Annotated in this window: 22 protein-coding genes; 7 read left to right on the forward strand and 15 right to left on the reverse strand. The window is 64.8% G+C overall.

Annotated elements, in window-relative coordinates; genetic code table 11:
• Positions 1–84: 84 nt before the first annotated feature.
• Positions 85–2,034: a SurA N-terminal domain-containing protein gene (locus ACVCMJ_RS05065; protein WP_447080353.1), complete on the reverse strand. Its 1,950-nt coding sequence runs from the start codon at positions 2,032–2,034 to the stop codon at positions 85–87.
• A gap of 216 nt (positions 2,035–2,250) precedes the next feature.
• On the opposite strand from ACVCMJ_RS05065, the gene ugpQ reads away from it, so the two are divergent.
• Positions 2,251–3,018: a glycerophosphodiester phosphodiesterase gene (gene ugpQ / locus ACVCMJ_RS05070; RefSeq protein ID WP_447080354.1), complete on the forward strand. Its 768-nt coding sequence runs from the start codon at positions 2,251–2,253 to the stop codon at positions 3,016–3,018.
• Between the two features lie 7 nt (positions 3,019–3,025).
• Positions 3,026–3,892: a 23S rRNA (adenine(2030)-N(6))-methyltransferase RlmJ gene (locus ACVCMJ_RS05075; RefSeq protein WP_447080355.1), complete on the forward strand. Its 867-nt coding sequence runs from the start codon at positions 3,026–3,028 to the stop codon at positions 3,890–3,892.
• Here ACVCMJ_RS05075 and ACVCMJ_RS05080 read toward each other — a convergent pair.
• On the reverse strand, positions 3,865–4,596 hold the full coding sequence (locus ACVCMJ_RS05080) for a pseudouridine synthase (protein ID WP_447082676.1): 732 nt from the start codon (positions 4,594–4,596) through the stop codon (positions 3,865–3,867). The two genes, ACVCMJ_RS05075 and ACVCMJ_RS05080, sit on opposite strands and share 28 nt — an antisense overlap.
• A gap of 95 nt (positions 4,597–4,691) precedes the next feature.
• Entirely contained in the window at positions 4,692–5,030 is a 339-nt protein-coding gene (locus ACVCMJ_RS05085) for a P-II family nitrogen regulator (protein WP_447082677.1), read from the reverse strand.
• A gap of 98 nt (positions 5,031–5,128) precedes the next feature.
• Between ACVCMJ_RS05085 and argH the strand changes: the two genes are divergently transcribed.
• Positions 5,129–6,541, forward strand: coding sequence for an argininosuccinate lyase (argH, locus tag ACVCMJ_RS05090; protein ID WP_447080356.1), 1,413 nt, complete (start codon positions 5,129–5,131; stop codon positions 6,539–6,541).
• A gap of 76 nt (positions 6,542–6,617) precedes the next feature.
• Here argH and rlmD read toward each other — a convergent pair whose 3' ends face one another.
• Genes rlmD through surE form a run of 5 tightly spaced genes read right to left on the reverse strand, consistent with a single transcriptional unit; the run spans position 6,618 to position 11,156 of the window.
• Positions 6,618–7,940: a 23S rRNA (uracil(1939)-C(5))-methyltransferase RlmD gene (gene rlmD / locus ACVCMJ_RS05095; RefSeq protein ID WP_447080357.1), complete on the reverse strand. Its 1,323-nt coding sequence runs from the start codon at positions 7,938–7,940 to the stop codon at positions 6,618–6,620.
• Positions 7,933–8,712, reverse strand: a complete 780-nt coding sequence (locus tag ACVCMJ_RS05100; RefSeq protein ID WP_447080358.1) for a 3'-5' exonuclease — start codon at positions 8,710–8,712, stop codon at positions 7,933–7,935. The genes rlmD and ACVCMJ_RS05100 overlap by 8 nt, the downstream gene beginning before the upstream one ends.
• The gene (locus ACVCMJ_RS05105) at positions 8,709–9,572 is read right to left on the reverse strand and encodes a peptidoglycan DD-metalloendopeptidase family protein (RefSeq protein ID WP_447080359.1); all 864 of its coding nucleotides are present in this window, start codon (positions 9,570–9,572) and stop codon (positions 8,709–8,711) included. Before ACVCMJ_RS05105 ends, ACVCMJ_RS05100 begins: the two co-directional genes overlap by 4 nt.
• Before the next feature lie 13 nt (positions 9,573–9,585).
• Positions 9,586–10,413: a protein-L-isoaspartate(D-aspartate) O-methyltransferase gene (locus ACVCMJ_RS05110; protein WP_447080360.1), complete on the reverse strand. Its 828-nt coding sequence runs from the start codon at positions 10,411–10,413 to the stop codon at positions 9,586–9,588.
• Positions 10,413–11,156 (reverse strand): 5'/3'-nucleotidase SurE, encoded by a 744-nt coding sequence (surE, locus tag ACVCMJ_RS05115; RefSeq protein WP_447080361.1) that lies wholly within the window; start codon positions 11,154–11,156, stop codon positions 10,413–10,415. Before surE ends, ACVCMJ_RS05110 begins: the two co-directional genes overlap by 1 nt.
• Before the next feature lie 112 nt (positions 11,157–11,268).
• On the opposite strand from surE, the gene plsY reads away from it, so the two are divergent.
• Complete coding sequence (gene plsY, locus ACVCMJ_RS05120) at positions 11,269–11,940, forward strand: glycerol-3-phosphate 1-O-acyltransferase PlsY (protein ID WP_447080362.1); 672 nt, start codon at positions 11,269–11,271, stop codon at positions 11,938–11,940.
• 14 nt (positions 11,941–11,954) lie between these two features.
• On the opposite strand, the gene tsaD is transcribed toward plsY, so the two are convergent.
• The gene (gene tsaD / locus ACVCMJ_RS05125; protein WP_447082678.1) at positions 11,955–12,998 is read right to left on the reverse strand and encodes a tRNA (adenosine(37)-N6)-threonylcarbamoyltransferase complex transferase subunit TsaD; all 1,044 of its coding nucleotides are present in this window, start codon (positions 12,996–12,998) and stop codon (positions 11,955–11,957) included.
• A 133-nt stretch (positions 12,999–13,131) separates the two neighbouring features.
• Between tsaD and ACVCMJ_RS05130 the strand changes: the two genes are divergently transcribed.
• Both ACVCMJ_RS05130 and trxA read left to right on the forward strand, forming a co-directional pair.
• Positions 13,132–14,424 (forward strand): NCS2 family permease, encoded by a 1,293-nt coding sequence (locus ACVCMJ_RS05130; RefSeq protein WP_447080363.1) that lies wholly within the window; start codon positions 13,132–13,134, stop codon positions 14,422–14,424.
• A gap of 120 nt (positions 14,425–14,544) precedes the next feature.
• The gene (trxA, locus tag ACVCMJ_RS05135; protein ID WP_447080364.1) at positions 14,545–14,928 is read left to right on the forward strand and encodes a thioredoxin; all 384 of its coding nucleotides are present in this window, start codon (positions 14,545–14,547) and stop codon (positions 14,926–14,928) included.
• Between the two features lie 178 nt (positions 14,929–15,106).
• On the opposite strand, the gene ACVCMJ_RS05140 is transcribed toward trxA, so the two are convergent.
• On the reverse strand, positions 15,107–16,708 hold the full coding sequence (locus ACVCMJ_RS05140; RefSeq protein ID WP_447080365.1) for an ABC-F family ATPase: 1,602 nt from the start codon (positions 16,706–16,708) through the stop codon (positions 15,107–15,109).
• A 226-nt stretch (positions 16,709–16,934) separates the two neighbouring features.
• Between ACVCMJ_RS05140 and ACVCMJ_RS05145 the strand changes: the two genes are divergently transcribed.
• Positions 16,935–17,753, forward strand: a complete 819-nt coding sequence (locus ACVCMJ_RS05145; protein WP_447080366.1) for a universal stress protein — start codon at positions 16,935–16,937, stop codon at positions 17,751–17,753.
• 49 nt (positions 17,754–17,802) lie between these two features.
• Here the strand turns inward: ACVCMJ_RS05145 and ACVCMJ_RS05150 are convergent, their stop codons facing one another.
• The 5 genes from ACVCMJ_RS05150 to ACVCMJ_RS05170 all read right to left on the reverse strand — a co-directional run bounded on the left by ACVCMJ_RS05150 (position 17,803) and on the right by ACVCMJ_RS05170 (position 21,829).
• Positions 17,803–18,624: a hypothetical protein gene (locus ACVCMJ_RS05150; protein ID WP_447080367.1), complete on the reverse strand. Its 822-nt coding sequence runs from the start codon at positions 18,622–18,624 to the stop codon at positions 17,803–17,805.
• Positions 18,625–18,823: 199 nt separating this feature from the next.
• A complete protein-coding gene (locus ACVCMJ_RS05155; protein WP_447080368.1) occupies positions 18,824–19,567 on the reverse strand; it encodes an amino acid ABC transporter ATP-binding protein in 744 nt (247 codons plus the stop codon).
• A gap of 60 nt (positions 19,568–19,627) precedes the next feature.
• Entirely contained in the window at positions 19,628–20,452 is an 825-nt protein-coding gene (locus tag ACVCMJ_RS05160; protein WP_447080369.1) for a transporter substrate-binding domain-containing protein, read from the reverse strand.
• 53 nt (positions 20,453–20,505) lie between these two features.
• On the reverse strand, positions 20,506–21,156 hold the full coding sequence (locus tag ACVCMJ_RS05165) for an amino acid ABC transporter permease (protein ID WP_447080370.1): 651 nt from the start codon (positions 21,154–21,156) through the stop codon (positions 20,506–20,508).
• Between the two features lies 1 nt (position 21,157).
• Positions 21,158–21,829, reverse strand: a complete 672-nt coding sequence (locus ACVCMJ_RS05170) for an amino acid ABC transporter permease (RefSeq protein ID WP_447080371.1) — start codon at positions 21,827–21,829, stop codon at positions 21,158–21,160.
• Positions 21,830–21,876: the final 47 nt, after the last annotated feature.

Here is a 21,876-nt window from a genome sequence, read left to right on the forward strand (position 1 = left end):
GCCGTTCCGTAGGTCCACTGTCACTGCTACATATACCGGACAGCCGGCGCCATGCCAGCTCGGGCTTACCGGAGCGTCGGCCGATCAGCTCCCAGAGCTGCCGTTGACCAGCTTGCGACCCTCGTCGGTGACGCGAACCTTGAGCTGACTGCGCAAATCGGCCAGTACGGCCTGCTGTTCGGCAGCCCCCCAGACCTGCGCCAGTTGCGCCCCCAGCCCGTCCAGAGCCGGTTTGTCCATCGTGCCCGGTTGCACGTGGTCCAGGCGCACGATCGCATAGGCCGCCGGCAGCGCCACGCCGCCGTAGGCGGGCAGCTTGAAGGCGACCACCGAGAAGGCGGTTTCCAGAACGGCCTTGCTCAGGCCGGCGGGATCCATGCGGCTGATCGTCACCGGGGGCTGGAAGCCTTCGGTGGACGGCTCCTTTTGCACGCTGTCGAGCGCTGCCTTGCCCGCGGCAACAGCAGCGGCCAGCGACCGTTCATTGAGCAGCGCGGTGCGGATATGGCCGTCGACCTGCTCCAGCGTCGGGACGTGCGAGGGCGTGAGCGTATTGACGCGCACCACCACCATCGTATCGGGCGAGATCTCGATCACGCCCGAGTTCTGCTTGTCGTTCAGCACCTGGGCGCTGAAGAGGGCCTGGCGCACCCGCACATCACCCAGGAGGGCCGCGTCCTTGCTGGCCGAAGCCGCCTGCGGTCCCGTCTCGTCAGCCGCCAGCAGGCGGTCGCGGGCAATACCGCTGGCGTGGCGCACCTGCAGGCCCAATTGCTTGGCCGCCGGGTCCAGGCTGCTGGCATTGTCGTAGACCAGGCTGGTGAGCTTGGTGGCCATGTCGGCGAACCGATCCGCGGCCAACTGGCGGTGGACTTCGTCCATGACCTTGGCGCGCGCTTCCGCGAACGTCTCGCCCTTCTCGGGGTGGACCTCGGTGGCCATGAAGATGTGGTAGCCATCGGGCCCCTTCACGGGCTCGGAAATCTCGCCCTGCTTCAGGCCGAAGATGACCTGTTCCATGGCCAGCGGCAGCGTGCCGCGCTGGATGGAGCCCAGTTTGCCGCCCTCGCGGGCCGTCCCGGCATCCTGGGATTCCTTGCGCGCAAGCTCCGCAAACTGGCTGGGCTCGGCCCGGGCCCGGCGATCGATGTCCTGGGCCTTCGCAAGCGCCGCCTTGGCGATCTCGTCCGTTGCTCCCGACGGCACCTTGATCAGAATGTGGCTCACGCTGACACGCGCCGGCACCACATAGCGCGACTTGTTCTGTTCGTAGTAGTCCTTCAGTTGCGACTCGGAAATGGCCGGCACGCTGGCCATTGCGGCGGCCTCGTCCAGCACCAGGTAGTCGGCCGAGACTTCATCCGGCAGGCGCAACTGCTTCTGATGGCCGTCGTACCAGGTCTTGACGTCCTCGGGGGTGATCGTCACGCCCGAACGATAATCCGCGGCCTGAAAGACCCGAAGGGCGACGGTGCGCTCCTCGGTCAACGCGCGCTTCAAGTAGTCGAGCACCGGCGCGGGCAGGCTGACGGATCCGGCCACCGGGCCCAGGACCGTGGACAGCGCCAATTCGGATCGCTGCCCGGCCTCGAAATCACGCGGGCTCATCCCGTACTGCGCCAGGACCTCGTGATAGCGGTCCGGAGAGAACTGGCCGTCCACCTGAAGCTGTGGCATCGAGGAAATGGCGCGCCGCAGCGTGCTGTCCGACACGCTGAAGTGTTCGCGCGTGGCGACTGCCATCTGCACCTTGCGATCGATGAGCTGATCCAGCAACGCCTGGCGGGCCTGGGGATTGTCGAGCAGCGCGGGATCGAACCGCCCCTGGCTGCTTTCCTGCATCTGCTGAAGCTGATTGCGCTGCGCCTGCGTGAATTCTTCCTTGGTCACGGACAGACGCCCGACCTGGGCCACTTCGGGATCCGAAGTGACGAAAGAATAGCCGCTGATGCCCAGGAACACGAAAGACGGCACCACCAGAATCAGAAGCAGCAACTGCATCAGACGCTGATGCGTGCGGATGAAATCGAACATAAGCGGGTCACCTGCCGAAGGATCGCAACCGCAAGCCGCGACCGCCAGCGAAAAGGACAATACTTCGCCCAAGCCGGCTGAAAATTTTAGTAGCGTGAAATGGAACGCAGTTTAACACTGTGGCGACGACCTCATGCAAACCGCCGCCAGGCGCGGGACACACTAAAATGCAGGCTGTTCTCCAACGGATCCGGGCCACTGGCCCGGACGACTCACATGCCCGCACGACACGCCGCCTGGCCCTGGCCGGCCTTCATCGCCCACCGAGGCGGCGGAGCCCTCGCCCCCGAAAACACCCTGGCCGCCATGCGCGTGGGCGCACGGAAGGGTTTCCGCATGGTGGAGTTCGACGTCAAGCTCAGCCAGGACGGGATGCTGTTCCTGATGCATGACGACACGGTGGACCGGACGTCGAATGGCGAGGGACTGGCCTCGGAGCTCAGCTGGAACGCTCTGTCGAAACTGGACTTCGGCGGCTCGCACGGAGCGGCCTTCGCCGGAGAACCCGCGCCGACGCTGCATGCGATCGCCCGCTGTACGCGCGCGCTGGGCCTGCACTGCAATATTGAAATCAAGCCGACAACGGGCTTTGACACCGAGACCGGCCAGGCGGTAGCCCGGGCCGTGGCGCAGCTCTGGCACGGCGCCACGGTGGTGCCGCTGCTGTCGTCCTTTTCGGAAGCGTCGCTGGAAGCTGCGCGCGGTGCCGTGCCCGAGCTGCCGCGCGCCCTGCTCATCGAAGGTCCTGTGCCCGCCGATTGGCATGAGCGCATGCTCGGCCTGGGCTGCTCCGGGGTGAATATCGACACCGAGCATGCCGACCGCGCCGTGGTGGATGACATCCTGGGCCGGGGCGCCACGCTGGCCGTCTGGACGGTGAACGACCCCGCCCGCGCGCGCGCGCTTTTCAGCTGGGGCTGCCAGGCCATCTTCACGGATGCGCTGGACGATGTGCGCCCTGAAACCGTAGTCCCGACGGACTGAGCCCCCCATGTTCAGCTACCGCCACGCATTCCACGCCGGCAACCATGCCGACGTGCTGAAGCATGCCATCCTGGTCCAGATCCTGGATTATTACGGCCGCAAGGACACGCCTTATTGGGTGGTGGACACCCACGCGGGCGGTGGCCTGTACGCACTGGACGGGGAATGGGCCGGCACGACCGACGAGGTCGCTACCGGGCTGGACCGCCTGCTGGGTCAGGAGTCTCCGCCCGAACTGGTGGCCCGCTACCTGCAGGCGATCGCGGACTTCAACCCCGGCGGGCGCGTGGACGTCTATCCCGGCTCGCCCTGTCTGGCTCTGCATGCCATGCGGCCCCAGGACCGTCTGCGGCTGTTCGAGCTGCACCCCACCGAGAGCCAGGTGCTGGGCGACTCGCTGGCCCGCCAAGGGCGGCGCGCACAGCGCCAGATCCAGATCGCGCAGGAAGATGGCTTCCGCGGCCTGTTGCGGCTGTTGCCGCCTCCGCCGCGCCGGGCCGTAATCCTGATCGATCCATCGTACGAGGACAAGCAGGATTACCGACGTGCCCTCCAGGCGCTGCGCGAGGGCCTGCAGCGATTCGCCCAGGGATGCTATGCGCTCTGGTATCCCCAGGTGCAGCGCCTCCAGGCGCACGAAATGGTACGCGTGCTGGAACGCTTGCCGGTGCAATGGCTCCATGCCAGCCTGACCGTGTGCAAACCCGCACCCGACGGGCTGGGCATGCACGGCAGCGGCATGTTCATCGTCAACCCGCCCTGGACGCTACAGGCCGAGTTGGAAGCCGCCCTGCCCTGGCTGACGAAGAAACTCGGCCAGGACGGGCACGCGAAGTTTTCGCTGACTCAGAACCGCTCGCCCTCGCGCAAATAGCGCCATTGGCCCACGGGCAGATCGCCCAGGACCACGTGGCCCATGCGCACGCGCTTCAGGCCCACCACCTTCAGGCCCACCTGCTCGCACATGCGGCGAATCTGGCGCTTGCGCCCCTCGTGCAGCACGAAATGGAGCTGATCGTGATTGAGCCACTCCACCTGCGCCGGCCGCAACTCGTGACCGTCCAGGGACAGGCCATGATTGAGGAGCGCCAGACCGCGAGGCGTAAGACTGCCCTCGACCCGCACCAGGTATTCCTTCTCGATCGATGAATCCTCGCCGATGAGCTGGCGGGCGATGCGCCCGTCCTGGGTCAGCACCAGCAGGCCCTGGGAGTCGATGTCCAGGCGCCCGGCAGGCGCCAGCCCGCGCAGTTGAGAGGGGTCGAAGGCGCGCCCGGCCGACTGCGGGTGGTACAGGGTCTGGGCCTGGATCAACGAGGCCGCCACCCGGTAGCCGCGATCCGTCTGGTGCGAGGCATAGCCAACGGGCTTGTTCAGGATGAGCGTGACCTTGTCGGTCTGGCGCCGAGCCGCCTGGCGCTCCAGCGTGATCCGGGCGCTGGGCAAAGCCTTGGTGCCCAGTTCCTGGACGATCTGGCCGTCCACCCTGACCCAACCGCGCTCGATATAGGCATCGGCCTCGCGGCGGGAGCACAGACCGCGCTGGGCCATGAGTTTGGAGATGCGGACGGGTTCCAGCGACTGGGCCGCAGGGTTCGTCCGCGTACGGGGCTGAGGCCGCCGGGCCTGAGGCTGACGTGGCTCAGGCCGACGGGGTTGCGGCTGACGGGGCACTACAGCGCATCCGGACCGGTTTCACCCGTGCGGATGCGGATGGCTTGCAGCACCGGCGTGACGAAGATCTTGCCGTCGCCGATCTTGCCCGTGCGCGCCGCCTTGATGATCGCCTCGACCATCAGTTCGGTGCGGTCCGCCGGCACCACCAGATCGATGCGGATCTTGGGCAGGAAATCCACCACGTACTCCGCGCCCCGATACAATTCAGTATGGCCCTTTTGGCGGCCAAAGCCCTTGACCTCGGTCACTGTCAGCCCATTCGCCCCCAGCTCGGACAAGGCCTCGCGGACCTCGTCCAGCTTGAAGGGTTTGACGATGGCAGTGATTTGCTGCATGTCTGGCTGGGCCATGATGTCCTGGTTTCCACGGAAAGTTTTTAATATAGCGCAGGTCCGGACGGCCCAAGGGGCCGCTCCTTTATAATTTTGCCACTATGTCCCAAACACCCTCCTCTCATAATCAGTTCGACAACAAATCCCAGGCCTGGTCGGCGCGCTTTTCCGAGCCCGTCTCGGACCTGGTGAAGCGCTACACCGCATCGGTGGGCTTCGACCAGCGCATGGCGGCCTTCGACATCCAGGGCTCGCTGGCTCACGCGGACATGCTGGCCGCCGTGGGGGTCATCGGCAGCGATGACCTGGCGGCGATCCAGCGCGGCATGGCGCAGATCCTGCAGGAAATCGAGCAAGGCGGCTTCACCTGGTCGCTCGACCTGGAAGACGTACACCTGAACATCGAGAAACGCCTGGTCGAGCTGATCGGCGATGCCGGCAAACGGCTGCACACCGGCCGCTCGCGCAATGACCAGGTGGCCACCGACATCCGCCTGTGGCTGCGCCACCAGATCGACCTGTGCGCCGGGCTGCTGCAGACGCTGCGCCAGCGGCTGGCCGAACTGGCGCTCACACACGCCGACACGATCCTGCCGGGGTTCACGCACCTGCAGGTGGCCCAGCCCGTGACATTCGGCCATCATCTGCTCGCCTACGCGGAAATGTTCGGGCGCGACGCCGAGCGGCTGGCCGACTGCCGCCGCCGCGTCAATCGCCTGCCGCTGGGTGCTGCCGCGCTGGCGGGGACCAGCTATCCCATCGACCGCGAACGGGTGGCGCGCACGCTGGGTTTCGAGGGCGTATGCCGCAATTCGCTGGACGCCGTGTCGGACCGTGATTTCGCGATCGAGTTCTGCGCCGCCTCCGCGCTCATCATGATGCACGTCTCGCGGCTGTCCGAGGAACTCGTCCTGTGGATGAGCCCGCGCGTGGGCTTCATCGACCTGGCGGACCGCTTCTGCACCGGCAGCTCCATCATGCCGCAGAAAAAGAATCCCGACGTGCCGGAACTCGCCCGCGGCAAGACGGGCCGCGTCTACGGTCATCTGATGGCGCTGCTCACGCTGATGAAGGGCCAGCCGCTGGCCTACAACAAGGACAACCAGGAAGACAAGGAAGGCCTGTTCGACACGGCCGACACCATCCGCGATACGCTCACGATCTTCGCGGACATGATGGGCGGCGTGCGGGTGAAGCCCGAGACCATGCGGGCGGCGGCGCTGCAAGGATACGCGACGGCCACGGACCTGGCGGACTATCTGGTGAAACGCGGGCTGCCCTTCCGCGATGCGCACGAGACGGTGGCGCTTGCGGTGCGATCCTGCGAACAGCGCGGCTGCGATCTGGCTGATCTGTCGCTGGCGGAACTGCAAGCTTTCCACCCCGACATCGCCGACGACGTCTTCCAGGTCCTGACGCTGGAGGGCTCCGTGGCCGCCCGCAAGCACATTGGCGGCACGGCACCTGAGCGCGTCCGCATCGAGGCCCAGCGAATCCTCGACGAAAAGCACTGAGGGGCCGACACGCGAGGCTCGACACACCGGCTGGAGGGGACCCCGGCCGCAGCGGCGCGCACTACGCCGCAATGCCTCAGGACTCGAAGACCGCGATCGATTCCACGTGGGCCGTGTGGGGGAACATGTTGACGGCACCGGCCGCCCTCAAGGTCCAGCCGCCCACATGGTGAAGCACTCCGGCATCCCGCGCGAGCGTGGCGGGATTGCAGGACACATACACCACCCGGCGCGGGCGCTCGTGCGGCGCCAGCGCTGCCAGGGCCTGGGCGACCGCCAGGGCGCCCTCGCGGGGGGGATCGATCAGCATGCAATCGAAATGGCCCTGCGCACGCAACCACTCGGCATCCACTTCAAACAGATTCGTCTCGGCAAAAGAGGCCCGGTCCGCCAGTCCCTGGCGGGCCGCGTCTTCCCGCGCCCGCGCCACCAGCGTGGGACTGCCTTCGATGCCCACGACCTCGCGCGCCCGCGTGGCCAACGGCAGACTGAAGTTCCCCAGTCCGCAGAACAGATCGGCCACCCGGTCCCCGGGCTGCACCTCCAGCAAGGTCAGCGCGCGCGCGATCAACGCCCGGTTGATGGAGGGATTGACCTGGGTGAAGTCCGCGGGCCGGTAGTGCATGCGCAACCCGTAGGCCGGCAGCGCATAGGCCAGCGCATCCCGCTGCGCGGGATCCAGCGGATGGGCGGAATCCGGGCCCTTGGGTTGCAACCACCAGACAATGTCATGCTGCAGGCCAAAGGCGCGCAGGCGCGCGATGTCCGTATCGATCAGCGGCTCCAGGTGCCGGAGGCAAAACACGGTCGCCTCGTCGCCCACCGCGACTTCGATCTGCGGCATCCGGTCCGGGCGCGACAGGCTCTCGATCAGGCGGCGCAGCGGCATGAGCAGCGCCGAGACGTGCGGCGGCAGCACCAGGCACTGATGGATGTCCGCGACGTAGCTGCTCGCGCGCTCGCGGAACCCCACCAGAACGCCGCCCTTCTTGGGCACCATGCGCACCGACAGCCGGGCCCGGTGCCGATAACCCGCGACGGGTCCCTGCAGGGCCGGCAGGATCTGGCAGGGCGGCATCTTGGCGATATGTGCCAGCGCGTCTTCCAGGGCCCGCTGCTTGACCGCCATCTGGGCCACCGGATCCAGGTGCTGCATGGCGCAGCCGCCGCAGACGCCAAAATGGGGACAAGGCGGGACGGTGCGCTGCGGCGAAGCCCGCAGGACGCTGTCGGTGACGGCTTTGTCGAACGAGGGCTTGCGCCGGGTCAGGCGCGCCACTACCCGTTCTCCGGGCAGCGCGCCCTCTACGAACACGACCTTGCCGTCGCGATGCGCAATGCCCTGCCCCTCCAGATCGAGCGACTCGATGTCCAGGGTTACCAACTTGGGATCACTCATGGCGCCAGGCAGCCAGGAATTCCTTCCAGTGGGGAGCGTCGATCGCCGCGAGCGTATCCCGCACCAGGGACAGCTCGGACTGGTACGCGGCCTGATCCAGTTCGCCCTTGATCAAGCGGTAGCGGCAGTACAGCAGCCAGGTATTGACCACGTCCGTCTCGCAATAATTGCGCACATGATCGCGGTCCCCCGCCTGCCAGGTCTTCCAGACCTGATCGCCATGAATGTCGAGCTTGCCCGGAAAGCCGCACAATTTCGCGAGCTGATCCAGCGGTGCATTGGCGCGGCCGTTGAACTTGGCCAGTACGTCCATCAGGTCCACATGGCGGGTGTGGTAGCGGTTCAGATAATTGTTGAAGCGGAAATCCCGGTCGTCCTCGCCGGTATCCCAATAGCGCGGAGCCGCCACGCCGTGAATCAGGCTGCGGTAGTGCAGGACAGGCAGATCGAAACCCGAACCATTCCAGCTCACCAGCGTGGGAGTGTAATGGCCGATCGTCTTGAAGAAGCCGGCAATCAACGCCTCTTCGGGATCGTCGGCCTGGCCGAGCGTCCGGACGCGAAAGCCCTGGTCGTCGCGGAACACACACCCCACGACCGCGATCTTCTGCAGATGCAGCGGCAGAAAATCGTTGCCGTGGGTCTCGCGGCGTTCGGCCAGCGCCGCCTCGATGACCGTCGTGTCGTCCTTGTCCGCCCAGTCGGGATTGAGCCGGCGCAGACCCTCGGCGTCCGGAATGGTCTCCAGATCAAAGACCAGTGTCGGAATCATCGCGGCGGCAAATAGGACAAAGGATTGACCGGTGTGCCGCGGCGCCGGATTTCGAAGTGCAGGCGCGGAGACGTGGTGTCGGTCTGGCCGATGGTGGCGATCTTGGCGCCCTTCTTCACCGTGGCGCCGGTTTTCACCAGCAGGGTCTGATTGTGGGCATACGCCGTGATGAAGCCATTGGTGTGGCCCAGCAGGATCAGGTTGCCCAGACCCCGCACCCCATTGCCCGCGTACATGACTTTGCCGTCGGCGGCTGCCAGTACCGGAGAGCCGGTGGCACCCTCGATGTCGATGCCCTTGGTGCTGTTGTTGAAACCCTGGATGATCTTGCCGGTAGCCGGCCACGCCCAGGAAACCAGAGCGGCGTCGCTGGCGCGGGCACCGGACGTGGTCGCGGCCTCTTCGGGCGCCGCGCTTTCAGTGCCGCCACTCGGCGCGCTGGTGCTGGGAGCGGGGGCGGTGGTGCTGGGAGCAGGCACCGGCACGGGCGTGGCGACCACGGCCGGACCGCTGGACGACGGGGCCGGCTGGTTGCCGTCCAGACGCAGCACCTGACCGATCGACAGCTGGGACGGATTGGTGATGTTGTTCAGCTCGGACAGGCGCGACACCGACATCCCATGCTCCTGGGCGATCTTGTATAGCGTATCGCCCGCCTGCACGGTATAGGTGCCCTGAGCCGCCGCCGACGCACTGGCGGGCGGAGTGCCGTTGGAGTGATCGGTGACGGGCGCCCGCGACGAGCGCGAGGCGCAGCCGGCGAGCACGGCGGAGGATAACAAGACGGCCAACAGCAGAATGCGCCCGGTGCGGGGAGTGCGATTGAACGGGCCTTCTGTCACCAGCGTCCCATCGAGCATGTGGTTCTCCTACTTAGAGCTGCGTGCCTGGACGCAGCGGTACGAATCGGACATCCTGAAGCTCCATGCGCTGCCACGACGACTGCGCGGTACGCTCGATCAGGACCAGCCTTTGGTGCGCCGTGCCTTCCGGTGCAATCAGGCGCGCGCCGATTGCCAGTTGGTGCAGCAAAGTTTCAGGGATTTTAACGCCCGCGGCCGCAACGACAATGCCGTCAAAGGGGGCGTGATGTTCCAGACCGAGCATGCCGTCGCCAAAGGTCAGGCGCACGCGGTTCCTGGGGCGGCCCTGCGCAAGGTTCATGCGTGCCTGCTCATACAGGCCGCGGACTCTTTCGATGGCGAAGACTTCGGGCACGAACTGGGCCAGCACGGCGGCCTGATAGCCGCACCCGGCACCGATTTCCAGCACACGCTGCGGCTTGCGGCCTTCGGACATCAGCGACAGCATGTGCGCCACGACCCAGGGCTGCGAGATGGTCTGGCCATAGCCGATGGGCAGCGCCGCGTCCTCGTAGGCGCGGCTGGCGAGCCCCTGGTCCACAAACAGATGGCGAGGCACCGTCTGCATCGCCGCCAGCACGCGCTCATCATCGATGCCCTGCTCGCGCAGGCGATGCACCATCTGCGCCCGCAGGCGCTCGGAATTCAGGCCCATGTTCATGGCTGGCACCAATTTCGGCAAACGGCCTCCGGCCTCCGGCAGTGCGAAAGGCTTGGGCCCATGGATGCGGGTGTTGCTGTTGGACGGCGAATAGCCGGGCCCCGGCGAAGAGCCCCAGCTTGTGGTTGCGGGGCGTCGCGACCTGTCCAGCGGGCGGCGCGGCTTGAATGAACCCATCACAGGTCCATCCAGCGCGAAACGGCCGCCGTCTGCGTATGGTCGGTCAGATCCAGACGCAGCGGCGTCATGGACACGGCCCGCTCCTCGATCGCGCCAAAGTCGGTTTCCGGGCCGCCATCCAGAGCATGTCCGACCGGACCGATCCAGTACACCGTATCGCCATAAGGGGTGGTGCTGCGAATCACCGGCTCCGCCGGGTGCCGCCGGCCCAGTCGCGTGGTACGGAAACCGGTCAGTTCGCGATAAGGAATGGCCGGGATATTGACGTTCAGCAGCAGCGGCCCCGGCCAGGGACGAGCACGAAAACGTTCCACCAGCTCGCGGGCGACCTGCACGGCGCAGTCCAGATGCTTCCATTCCCGCTGTACCAGCGAAAACGCCATCGACGGAATGCCAAAGAGATAGCCCTCGGTCGCTGCGGCAACGGTCCCGGAATACAGCGTGTCCTCGCCCATGTTCGCGCCGTTGTTGATTCCCGACACCAACAGGTCGGGGCGGAAATCCAGCAAGCCATGCAAGGCCACGTGCACGCAGTCCGAGGGGGTGCCATTGATGTAATGGAAGCCGTTGGGGGCCTGGCGGACCGACAGCGGACGGCGCAGCGTGAGCGAATTCGAGGCCCCGCTGCTGTTGGTTTCGGGTGCAACGACCGTGATCTCGCCCAGCGGCCGCAGAGCGGCCGCCAGCGCCTCGATGCCGGCGGCGGTGTACCCGTCATCGTTGGACACCAATATGCGCATGCCTCAGTCTTGCTCGTTCGAACCCAGATGATGCGAATTGTACCCGGGGAAGCGGGCGGCTTGCGGGCGATGCTATAGAATGTCCCCCAATCTCTCGACCGTACCTGACCCAATGTTGCTGTCATTCCCGTTCGCCGGCATTGTGCTTGCCCTGCTCCTGGGCTACCTGCTGGGCTCCATCTCCTTCGCGGTGGTGGTCAGCCGCCTGATGGGACTCAGCGACCCTCGCACCTTCGGATCCGGCAATCCGGGCGCGACCAATGTCCTGCGCAGCGGCAACAAGCTCGCGGCGGTGCTGACGCTGATCGGCGACGCAGCCAAGGGCTGGGCAGCCGTGGCGCTGGCCGCATGGGCGGTCTCTGAAAACCATCTGCCGCCCGCCGCCATTCCGCTGGCGGGCCTGGGCGCCTTCTTGGGCCACCTGTACCCGCTCTTCCTGAAATTCCGCGGCGGCAAGGGCGTGGCCACGGCGATGGGCGTGCTGCTGGGGCTGCAGCCATGGCTCGCGCTGGCGACTGTCGCGACCTGGCTGATCGTGGCCGTGGCCCTGCGTTATTCGTCGCTGGCGGCGATCATGGCGGCGATTTTCGCGCCGTTCTATTACATTCTGGGGGGCAACGTGGCCTGGCGAGCGGATTCCGTGACGGCCACGGTCATCACCATCATCAGCGTGCTGATCCTCGCCCGCCACAGGGGAAACATCGTCCGCCTGCTGGCCGGCAAGGAAAGCCGCATCGGCGCGAAGAAGCAGCCGCACCCGGGGCATCCGGCACAGAAACATTGAGCGCAGCGCGGCTCTCAGGCGACGCAGACGTCCTGGAGGTCCCAGCGTGGCCGGACACCGAACTCCGCCCGCCTGAAGGCGTCCAGGTCGACCAGGCCAGCGCGCACCCGCTGGACGGCCGCCCAGGCGATCATTGCGCCATTGTCCGTACAGAGCGACAGCGGCGGAAAATACACCCGCCCGCCCATCTCGGCCAGCGCCGCCTGCAGCCGGTCACGCAGCCGCCGGTTGGCGCCCACGCCACCTGCCACGACCAGCGTGCCGAGGCCGGTATGGCGCAAGGCCTGCAGCGACTTGGCGGCCAGCACATCCACGATCGCAGCCTCGGTAGCCGCCGCCAGATCAGCCCGGGCAGCAGGATCGGCCGCGCGGCCGGCAGCATCCAGAGCCCGCACCCGCGTGAGCACAGCCGTTTTCAGGCCGCTGAAGCTGAAATCCAGATCGCCGCTATGCAGCATGGGGCGCGGCAAGGCGTACGCCGCCGGATCGCCGGATTGCGCCAGACGTGACAGCTCCGGGCCGCCGGGATAGTTCAAGCCAAGCAGCTTGGCGCTTTTGTCGAAAGCCTCGCCCGCCGCGTCGTCCAGTGTTTCGCCCAGCAGTTCGTAGCGGCCGACACCGACCACGCGCATGAGCTGCGTGTGTCCGCCCGACACCAGCAATGCGATGAAAGGAAAGTCGGGTGCTTCGTCCGCGAGCTGCGGCGAGAGCAGGTGGCCCTCGAGGTGATGAATGGGGATGGCAGGCAGCCCCAACGACCAGGCAAAGGACTTGGCGAAGCTCGCGCCCACGAGGAGCGCGCCGGCCAACCCCGGCCCCGCCGTGTAGGCCACGGCGTCCAGATCGCCGGCGCGCACCCCCGCCTGTTCAAGGACCTGGCGGGTCAAGGGCACGATGCGCCGGATATGGTCGCGCGAAGCGAGCTCGGGCACCACGCCGCCGTATTCGCGGTGCATGGCGATCTGGCTGTGCAGCGCATGCGCCAGCAAGCCACGGTCGGTGCTGGCAATGGCCACACCGGTTTCATCGCAGGAACTTTCAAAGCCAATGATCAACATGTCGTGATAGTGAATATCAGGGCGCCATAACATGGTGTTTCCCAGTATACGGCTGTTCACAAAAGGGTCTTAGAATAGGCCGTCCCAAAATTGGCCTCCTACGACGGCTGTCACCCACAAAGGACCCCTCAACATGTTCGAACAGCTTTTCAAGCTCAGGGAACACGGCACCACGGCCCGCACCGAACTGCTGGCCGGTGTGACCACTTTCCTGACGATGTCCTATATCATCTTCGTCAATCCGGACATCCTCGCCAACACTGGCATGGACAAGGGCGCGCTATTCGTGGCCACCTGCGTCGCCGCGGCCATTGGCTGTCTCATCATGGCGTTCGTCGCGAACTGGCCGATCGGGCTGGCCCCCAGCATGGGGCTGAATGCCTACTTCGCGTTTACCGTGGTGCTGGGCCTGCACTTCACCTGGCAGCAGGCGCTGGGCTGCGTCTTCATTTCCGGCGTGGTGTTCGTGATCATCACGATCACCGGCATCCGCGAGTGGCTGATCGACGGGATCGCCCTTTCGTTGCGATCCGGGGTCGTGGCCGGCATCGGGATGTTCCTGGGCATCATCGCGCTGGTCACGTCGGGCATCGTCGTCGCCAACAAGGCCACAGTGGTCGGCATGGGCGACCTGACCAATATCAAGACGCTCTACGCCATCCTGGGTTTCTTCATCATCACGGCGCTGGACGCCATGCGCGTGCGCGGTGCCATCCTGCTGGGCATCCTGGCGATCACGCTGCTGTCCGTGATCACCGGCCAGGTGCAGTTCGCGGGCATCGTCTCCATGCCGCCCAGCATCGAGCCCGGATTCTTCAAGCTCGACATCATGGGCGCGCTCAGCCAGGGCTTCTTCCACGTCATCATCGTGTTCGTGCTGGTTGAAATCTTCGATGCGACCGGCACCATGATCGGGATCGCCACCCGCGCCGGGCTGGTCACTCCCCAGAACCCGGGCCGCCTGGGCCGCGCCCTGCTGGCCGACAGCACGGCCATCCTGGCCAGCTCATTCCTGGGCACGAGCAGCACCACCGCCTACATCGAAAGCGCCTCCGGCGTACAGGCCGGCGGACGCACGGGGATGACGGCTCTCATCATCGCCGTCCTGTTCCTGCTGGCCTTGTTCTTCTCGCCCATCGCCGCCATCGTGCCGTCATACGCGACGGCGCCCGCACTGCTGTACGTGGCGTGCCTGATGCTGCGTGAACTGGTGAACGTGAAATGGGACGACATCACCGAGTCGGTACCGGCTGCCATCGCTGCGATCTCCATGCCGCTGACCTACTCGATCGCCAATGGCCTGGCCTTCGGCTTCATCAGCTACGTTGCAATCAAGGCTCTGTCGGGCCGCTTCCGCGACGTTCACCCGGCGGCGCTCCTGGTCGCGGTGCTGTTCGTGATCAAATTCGCCTTCTTCCCGGACTGACACCGCAGGTTCGCCCCCACCCTGTCGGCGTCGGGGGCGAACGGGACAGGCCTTGACGGACAGCGTACACTGACATGACAGGGTGGCTCTGGCGCCGCCCTTCTGATTTGTGGAGTCGCCATGAGCGTTATTGAACTCACTCAAGCCACCTTCCAGGCTGCCACCCAATCCGAAAAGCAGCCCATCATCATTGACTTCTGGGCCCCATGGTGCGGGCCGTGCCGGCACTTCGCGCCGACGTTTCACGCGGCAGCCGAAAAGCACGAGGACGTGACATTCGCCTCGGTCAACACCGAGGAACAGCAGGAACTCGCGATGGCGCTGCGCATCCGCTCCATTCCGACCCTGATGGTGTTCCGCGAAAACGTCCTGCTGTTCCAGCAGGCCGGCGCGCTGGGGGCGGCACAGCTCGAGGAGCTCCTCACGCAGGTAAAGGCGGTCGACATGACAAAGGTCCACGCTGAAATCGCCACCCAGGAAAAAGCGTCCGCGACGACCCACTGAGCCGCGGCTGGCGGCCTGCCGCTGATCCGCACCACGAAAACGCCGCAGCTGCTGACCTGCAGCTGATTCGCATTACGAAAACGCCCTGGTGGCAGTCTCCGCCCAGGGCGCTTTTCATGCAAGACCAGGATTTGGGCATCCCGCCACCCGAGGCGGCCGGGACGCGCCCCGGCAGGCGTCAGTCCTCGATACCCTGCGAACCCAGGTACTCTTCGTAGGTGCCTGGGTAATCGTTGAGCCGGCCGTCGGGCAGGATCTCGATCACCCGGGTGGCCACCCCCGACACGAATTGTCGATCGTGCGATACGAACACCAGCGTGCCCTGGTACTGTTCCAGCGCATACTGCAGCGACTCGATGGATTCCATGTCCAGGTGGTTGGTGGGCTCGTCCAGCAGCATCACGTTATGGCGGCCGAGCATCAGCCGCCCGAAGCTCATGCGATTCTTCTCGCCGCCTGACAGCACCCGGACGGACTTGGTGATTTCGTCGCCTGAAAACAGCAGCCGCCCCAGCACCGAGCGGATGGACTGATCCTCGTCGCCGGGCTGACGATAGTCGGTCATCCAGTCGAAGAGATCACGATCAGAATCGAACGAGTCGGACACGTCCTGGGCCATATAGCCCACATCCGCATTTTCCGACCAGCGGACCTGGCCGCCGTCGGGCGGCAGATTGCCCGCCAGCATGCGCAGCAGTGTGGTCTTGCCCACCCCGTTGGCGCCGATGATGGCCACCTTCTGGCCGGCCTCCACCATCGCGTTCAGGCCCCGGATGATGGGCCGGTCATAGGATTTGGACAATTCTTCGATGTGCGCGGCCTGCCGATGCAGGACCTTGTTGACTTCAAAGCGAATGTAGGGATTCTGGCGCGACGAAGGCTTGACCTGAACCGTGCCGGCTTTCAGCCGGTCGATCTGCTTCAGCCGCGAGGTCGCCTGGCGGGACTTGGACTTGTTGGCCGCGAAGCGGCGCACGAAATCCTGGAGTTCCGCAACACGTTCCTTGGCGCGCGCGTTGGCCGCCACCTGACGTTCGCGGGCCTGGGTGGAAGCCAGCATGTAGTCGTCGTAGTTGCCCGGATAGACGCGCAGCTCGCCATAGTCCAGATCCGCCATGTGGGTGCACACGGCGTTCAGGAAGTGACGATCGTGGCTGATGATGATCATGGTGCTGTCGTAACCGTTCAGCACCGTCTCCAGCCAGCGGATGGTATTGATGTCCAGATTGTTCGTAGGCTCGTCCAGCAGCAGCACGTCCGGATTCGAGAACAGGGCCTGGGCGAGCAGCACACGCAGCTTCCAGCCGGGCGCAATCTCGCGCATGGGCAACTGGTGCTGCTCGACGGGAATCTCGAGCCCCAGCAGCAGTTCTCCGGCACGCGCCTCGGCGGTGTAGCCGTCGTATTCGGCAAAGCGGCCCTCGAGCTCAGCCGCCCGCATGTAGTCGTCTTCTGAAGACTCCGGATTGGCGTAAATCGCGTCGCGCTCGGTCATCGCCTGCCACATTTCGCGATGGCCCATCATCACGACGTCCAGCACGCGGGAGTCCTCGAAGGCGAACTGGTCCTGGCGCAGCTTGCCGAGCCGCAACCCGGGCTCCAACGATACGGATCCCGCGGTCGACTCCAGGTCCCCGCCGATGATCTTCATGAGCGTGGACTTGCCCGATCCGTTGGCGCCGATGAGGCCGTAGCGGTTGCCGTCGCCAAATTTGACGCTGACATTCTCAAAGAGCGGCTTGGTACCGAACTGAATGGTGAGGTTGTTGGTGGAAATCACGAGGAGGCACTTGAAAAGATTGCAAAATAACCGGCTATTTTAACAGGAGTGGTTACGGCTTCCGTACCCCGCTGCGGCAACACCGGCGAAGCGGGAACTCGGATCGGTCGGACTTTTTTGATGCGCATCAATACCCGGGGCGGGAAGTCGCCTAGACTATCAAATGCAGGGGCTCCTGTAAGAGGACGGAATCCCTTCGAAACCCCTTTTTCGGGAGCAGCCGGCCATGTACAAACGCATACTGGTTCCACTTGACGGGTCGCATTTTTCGGAGGAAATCATCCCCTATGCGGCAGGCCTGGCTGCCATCCACGGCACCGAACTCCTGCTGCTGCGCGTCATCGACAAGGCATCCGGCAGGGACGAAGCAGCCCGCTATATCGACCGGGTCGCCTCCGCCCATGGAGCACAGGGCAAGTGTCTGCTGGCGCCGGGCGACGTGGCGCAGACAGTGCTCCAGGAATTCGCCCATCAGCCCGACACCCTGTTGGCAATGACATCGCGGGGACATTCGGGGCTGGCGGAGGTCGTGCTCGGCAGTGTGGCGCAGCGCATCATGCGGGGCGCCCAAAAACCGGTACTCATGTATCACCCGCTAGGAAAGCGCCCGGCGGCCGATTCGTCCGTGCGGTTGACCCGCGTGATCCTGCCGCTCGATGGCAGTACCCTCACCGAAGCGATAGCCGCCGACGCTGCCCGGTTCGCTCAATGGGTCGGCGCCGACCTGGAGCTCGTCACCGCGCTGGGGGACGTCAGCGGCGCAAATGTCGGTGAACCGTCGGGGGGCGAAATGGTATCCCTGGAATCCGGTTATGTCCGCGCCAAGGGAAGCGAACTCGGCAAGCAGTACGGCGTGGAGATCAATTGGGATGTATTGCATGGCGACCCCACCGAAGCAATCATCGGCCACGTCGGCAACCGTCGAGATGTCATCCTCGCCATGACGACACGGCGGCAGGACGCGCTCGAAGCCACGTTCCTGGGCAGCATCACCGCCGGTTGCCTGCGCAAGGCGGGGGTACCCGTCCTGATGCGTTTGCCATAAGCCGGCGCCCGTCCCCGCTATTGCGCGCCGGCCCGGCGCACGTTACGGATCAGTTGGACATGAACCGGTCGATGCCGGTTCTGTCGAGCAGTGATCGCGTCACCCCGCCAAAAACGAACTCCCGCAAACGTCCATGGCCATAAGCGCCAGAGACGACGAAATCGGCGCCGGCGGCCGCGATGTGCTCCGTCAGTTTTTCGTCCTCGTCGGAGCTTTCGATCAACTCGGAGTGCGCCTGAATCCCGTGACCGGATAGCAGGGCCACTACATCATTCGCGCCATTTTTCACCCACGAATCGACTTCGTCGGCGATCGCGAGGACGGTGACTTCGCGGGCGCACGACAGCAGCGGAATCGCATCCGCCACCGCTCGGCGGGCTTCGCGCGTGTCCTTCCAGGCGACGATTGCCCTGCCGATCGGAACGTGGTCCGTCCCGTAGGCAAGCACCAGAACCGGGCGCCCCGCCTGCAGCAGGACGGACCCCGGATTGGCGGCGCGGTAAGTGCTGCCGCTGGCCGCCCCGTTGGGTGCCGCCATGACGATGAGATCGGCCACTCGCGCTGTGTCGATAAGGACATTGGTCGGGGGTCCCAGCGCTTCACGCCATCCCGACTCGACGCGATCGGCAGTGAGCCGGTCGAACACGGCGTGAAGCTCGCGGAATCTGGCTTTGAGTTGATCCCGCATCTGATCCCATACGCCGACCACAGCGGGATCGGTTTCGGGATACGTGACTGGCATGGGCGCGTCTGCCGCGCAAAGCCCGATCACCTTCGCCCGAAAACGCCGGGCCAGGTCGCAGGCAGCCAGAATCGAGGGCTCGACGGGCCCATCGACATCGACATTGACGAGAATGGTTTTGAAGCTCATGAGAAAACCCCCGAGGTTTCTCATAGCATGCCCGAAATCCACTCGGAATTCACGGCGAATCGTAGAATTCAGGCCGTAATTTGATATGGCGCAAGTACCGGGACCAGCCCGACCCAGCGTGGCACCGCGCCAGTCGCGTGCGAGGCGCCTTTCGGGCATCCACCACGCGGCGGACGTAGGATTCTCGCGGAACCCGGCTTCAGTGGTTCAGGATCTGGCCCAGGAAACTGCGAGCCTTGGGGTGCTGGGGCGAATCAAAGAAGACATCGGGCGGCGCCTGCTCGACGATCTCGCCGTCTGCCATGAAAATCACACGGTCCGCCACGCTGCGCGCAAAGCCCATCTCGTGGGTCACGCACAGCATCGTGATGCCGTCATGGGCCAGCGAGATCATGGTGTCCAGCACTTCCTTCACCATCTCGGGGTCCAGCGCCGACGTGGGCTCGTCGAACAGCATGATCTCGGGCTTCATGCACAGGGCCCGGGCAATCGCCACGCGCTGCTGCTGGCCACCCGAAAGCTGACTGGGAAATTTGCGGGCCTGGTCGGGAATCCGCACACGCGTCAGAAAGTGCATGGCAATCTCTTCGGCCTCGGCTCGCTTCATCTTCTGGGTGCGCATCGGCGACAGCGTGCAGTTCTCCAGGACCGTAAGATGCGGGAACAGATTGAACTGCTGGAACACCATGCCCACGTGCTCGCGGATCCGGGCGGCATTCTGCTTGTTGGCCGTGATGTCGATGCCCGCCACCACGATATGGCCGTTCTGGATGCTCTCGAGTCCGTTGATGCAGCGGATCAGAGTCGACTTCCCCGAACCCGACGGCCCGCAGATGACGATCCGCTCGCCCGTATTCACGCTCAGGTCGATGCCCTTGAGCACCTTGAACTGGTCATACCATTTTTCGACGCCGGAAAAGGCGATTATCGTTTTGTCATCCATCTTCTGACTCACTGCCTGGAGGCGTGCGCACCCCATGGCGCACACGCCGGATTGACGTCCTTACTGGGCGGCCTTCACGACCGCCTGTGGCAACGGCGTTCCGAGGCTTTTCTGGAACAGCTTGTCGAATTCCCCGTTTTCAACGTTGGTCTTGACGAACTGGTTCATGACCTTCAGCAGCTCGGGGCGATCCTTCCTCATGGTAATCGCCATCACTTGCTCATTGATGACGTAGAGGACCTTGTATTTGCCCGGGAAGCGTTTCTGCACGTCGGCGGCGATCACGGAGGAGGTGCCCACGGCATCGACCTGCCCGACCAGCATGGCCTGGAGCGCCGAAGCGTCATCGTCGAAGCGGCGCAGCTTCGTGCCCTCGGGGGCCACTTTGGACACCCCGATGTCGGTGGTGCTGGCGCGCGGCACACCGATCTTGAACTTGGGGAAGTCGGCCGGTCCCGAAAGCTTCAGGTCAGCCGGTCCGAGCAGGACCATGCTGGCGGCGGAATAAGGAATCGAGAATTGCACCTGCTTTTCGCGCTCCGGCGTGATGGCCAGGGAAGCGACCAGCACGTCGGCCTTGTCAGTCAGCAGGAACGGGATCCGGTTGGGGCCCGTCATGATGACATACTGCAACTTGAGCCCCAGATCCTTGGCCAGGAGCTCGGCCACGTCCGCGTCATAGCCGGCCGGCTGATTTTGGGCATTGGAGCCCGCATACGGCGGCCAGTCCACCAGGACCCCTACCTTGATCGTGCCGCGATCCTTGACGGTCTGCCAATAGCTGTTGTCGGCGGCAAACGACGCGCTGGCTGAAACGACCAGCAGCGACCCTACGACCGGGACCAGAAAACGACTGAGCGCCCGGCTCAACGAAAAACCACGCATGAACGATCTCCTTGAATAATCATGCTCAACGGGAAACGAAGGGGAACGGAGCTTCAGCGCAGCGATGCCGACAGCCGCCGCTCCAGACGCCGCGACCATTTGGACAACGGCCAGCACAAACAGAAATACAGGAACGCCACCAGCGCGAAGATGGGCAGGGGCGCGAACGTCGCATTGTTGATGATCTGCCCCGTGCGTGTGAGCTCCGTGAAGCCGATGATCGCCGTCAGCGACGTGCCCTTGATGATCTGGACCATGAATCCCACCGTGGGCGGCACGGCGATCTTCAGGGCCTGCGGCAGAACCACGTAGCGCATTCGGTCGTAGTTGCTCAGGTTCAGGGCATGCGACGCCTCTGTCTGTCCCCCTGGAACCGCCTGGATGCACCCGCGCCAGATGTCGCCCAGAAACGCGCTGGTATTGAGGATCAAGGCCACACCCGCCGCCAGCCAGGGATTGACCTCCAGGCCCAGCACCGGGAACCCGAAGAAGATCAGGAACAACTGCATCAGCAGCGGCGTGCCCTGGAAGACGATGATGAAGCCTCGCGCCGGACCGTGCAGCCAGCGGGACTGCGCGGTGCGGGCCAGGGCGATGATGAGCCCGCCGATCGAGCCGCCCACCAGGGCCATGATGGCCAGGGCGACCGTCCAACGGACCGCCAGCACGATGGACCAGACGTCCACTATCGAGAAACTGCGCATCTCAGCGGCCCTCCGGGAAGTAGAGGAACCGCTTCCAGGCCAGTTTGAACAGGCCCATGAAGGACAACGACAGCAGGAAGTAGATGGCGGTCACCACGATGTAGATTTCGAAGCTGCGGAAGGTTTCGGACTGGATGTTGGCCGCCACGGACGCCAGGTCGTCGGCCGAGATGGTCGACACGATGCTGGACGTCAGCATCAGCAGGATGAACTGGCTGGACAGCGCCGGAAAAATGGTCTTCAGCGCCGGCCGCAGCACGATGTACAGAAAGACCTGATAACGCTTCAGGTTCAGCGCCAGTCCGGCCTCGACCTGCCCTTTGGGCACGGCCTCGACCCCTGCTCGCAGGATCTCGGTGGCAAACGCCCCCAGGTTGACGAACATGGTCACCAGGGCGGCCGTCGTCGCCGACATCTGCAGCCCCAGGCTGGGCAACGCAAAGTAAAAGAAAAACAGTTGAATCAGGAACGGCGTGTTGCGGATGGCCTCTATATACGCATCGATCGCCCAGTGCAGCGCGCGCGGCCCGTTGCTCTTGCCCCACGAACAGAACACGGCAATCAACAGGCCGATCACCATGGCGCCCATGGAAAGTTCGATCGTCTTGAGCACGCCATCGAGCAGCAGCGGCCAGGACTGCAGCACAACGCCGAATTGAAAGTGGTAGACCATGTCGTGCGTTCGGAGTGAAGTCCGGCGCGGGTTCGGACAAACACGCC

This window comes from Castellaniella sp. UC4447_H14, from assembly GCF_052978285.1.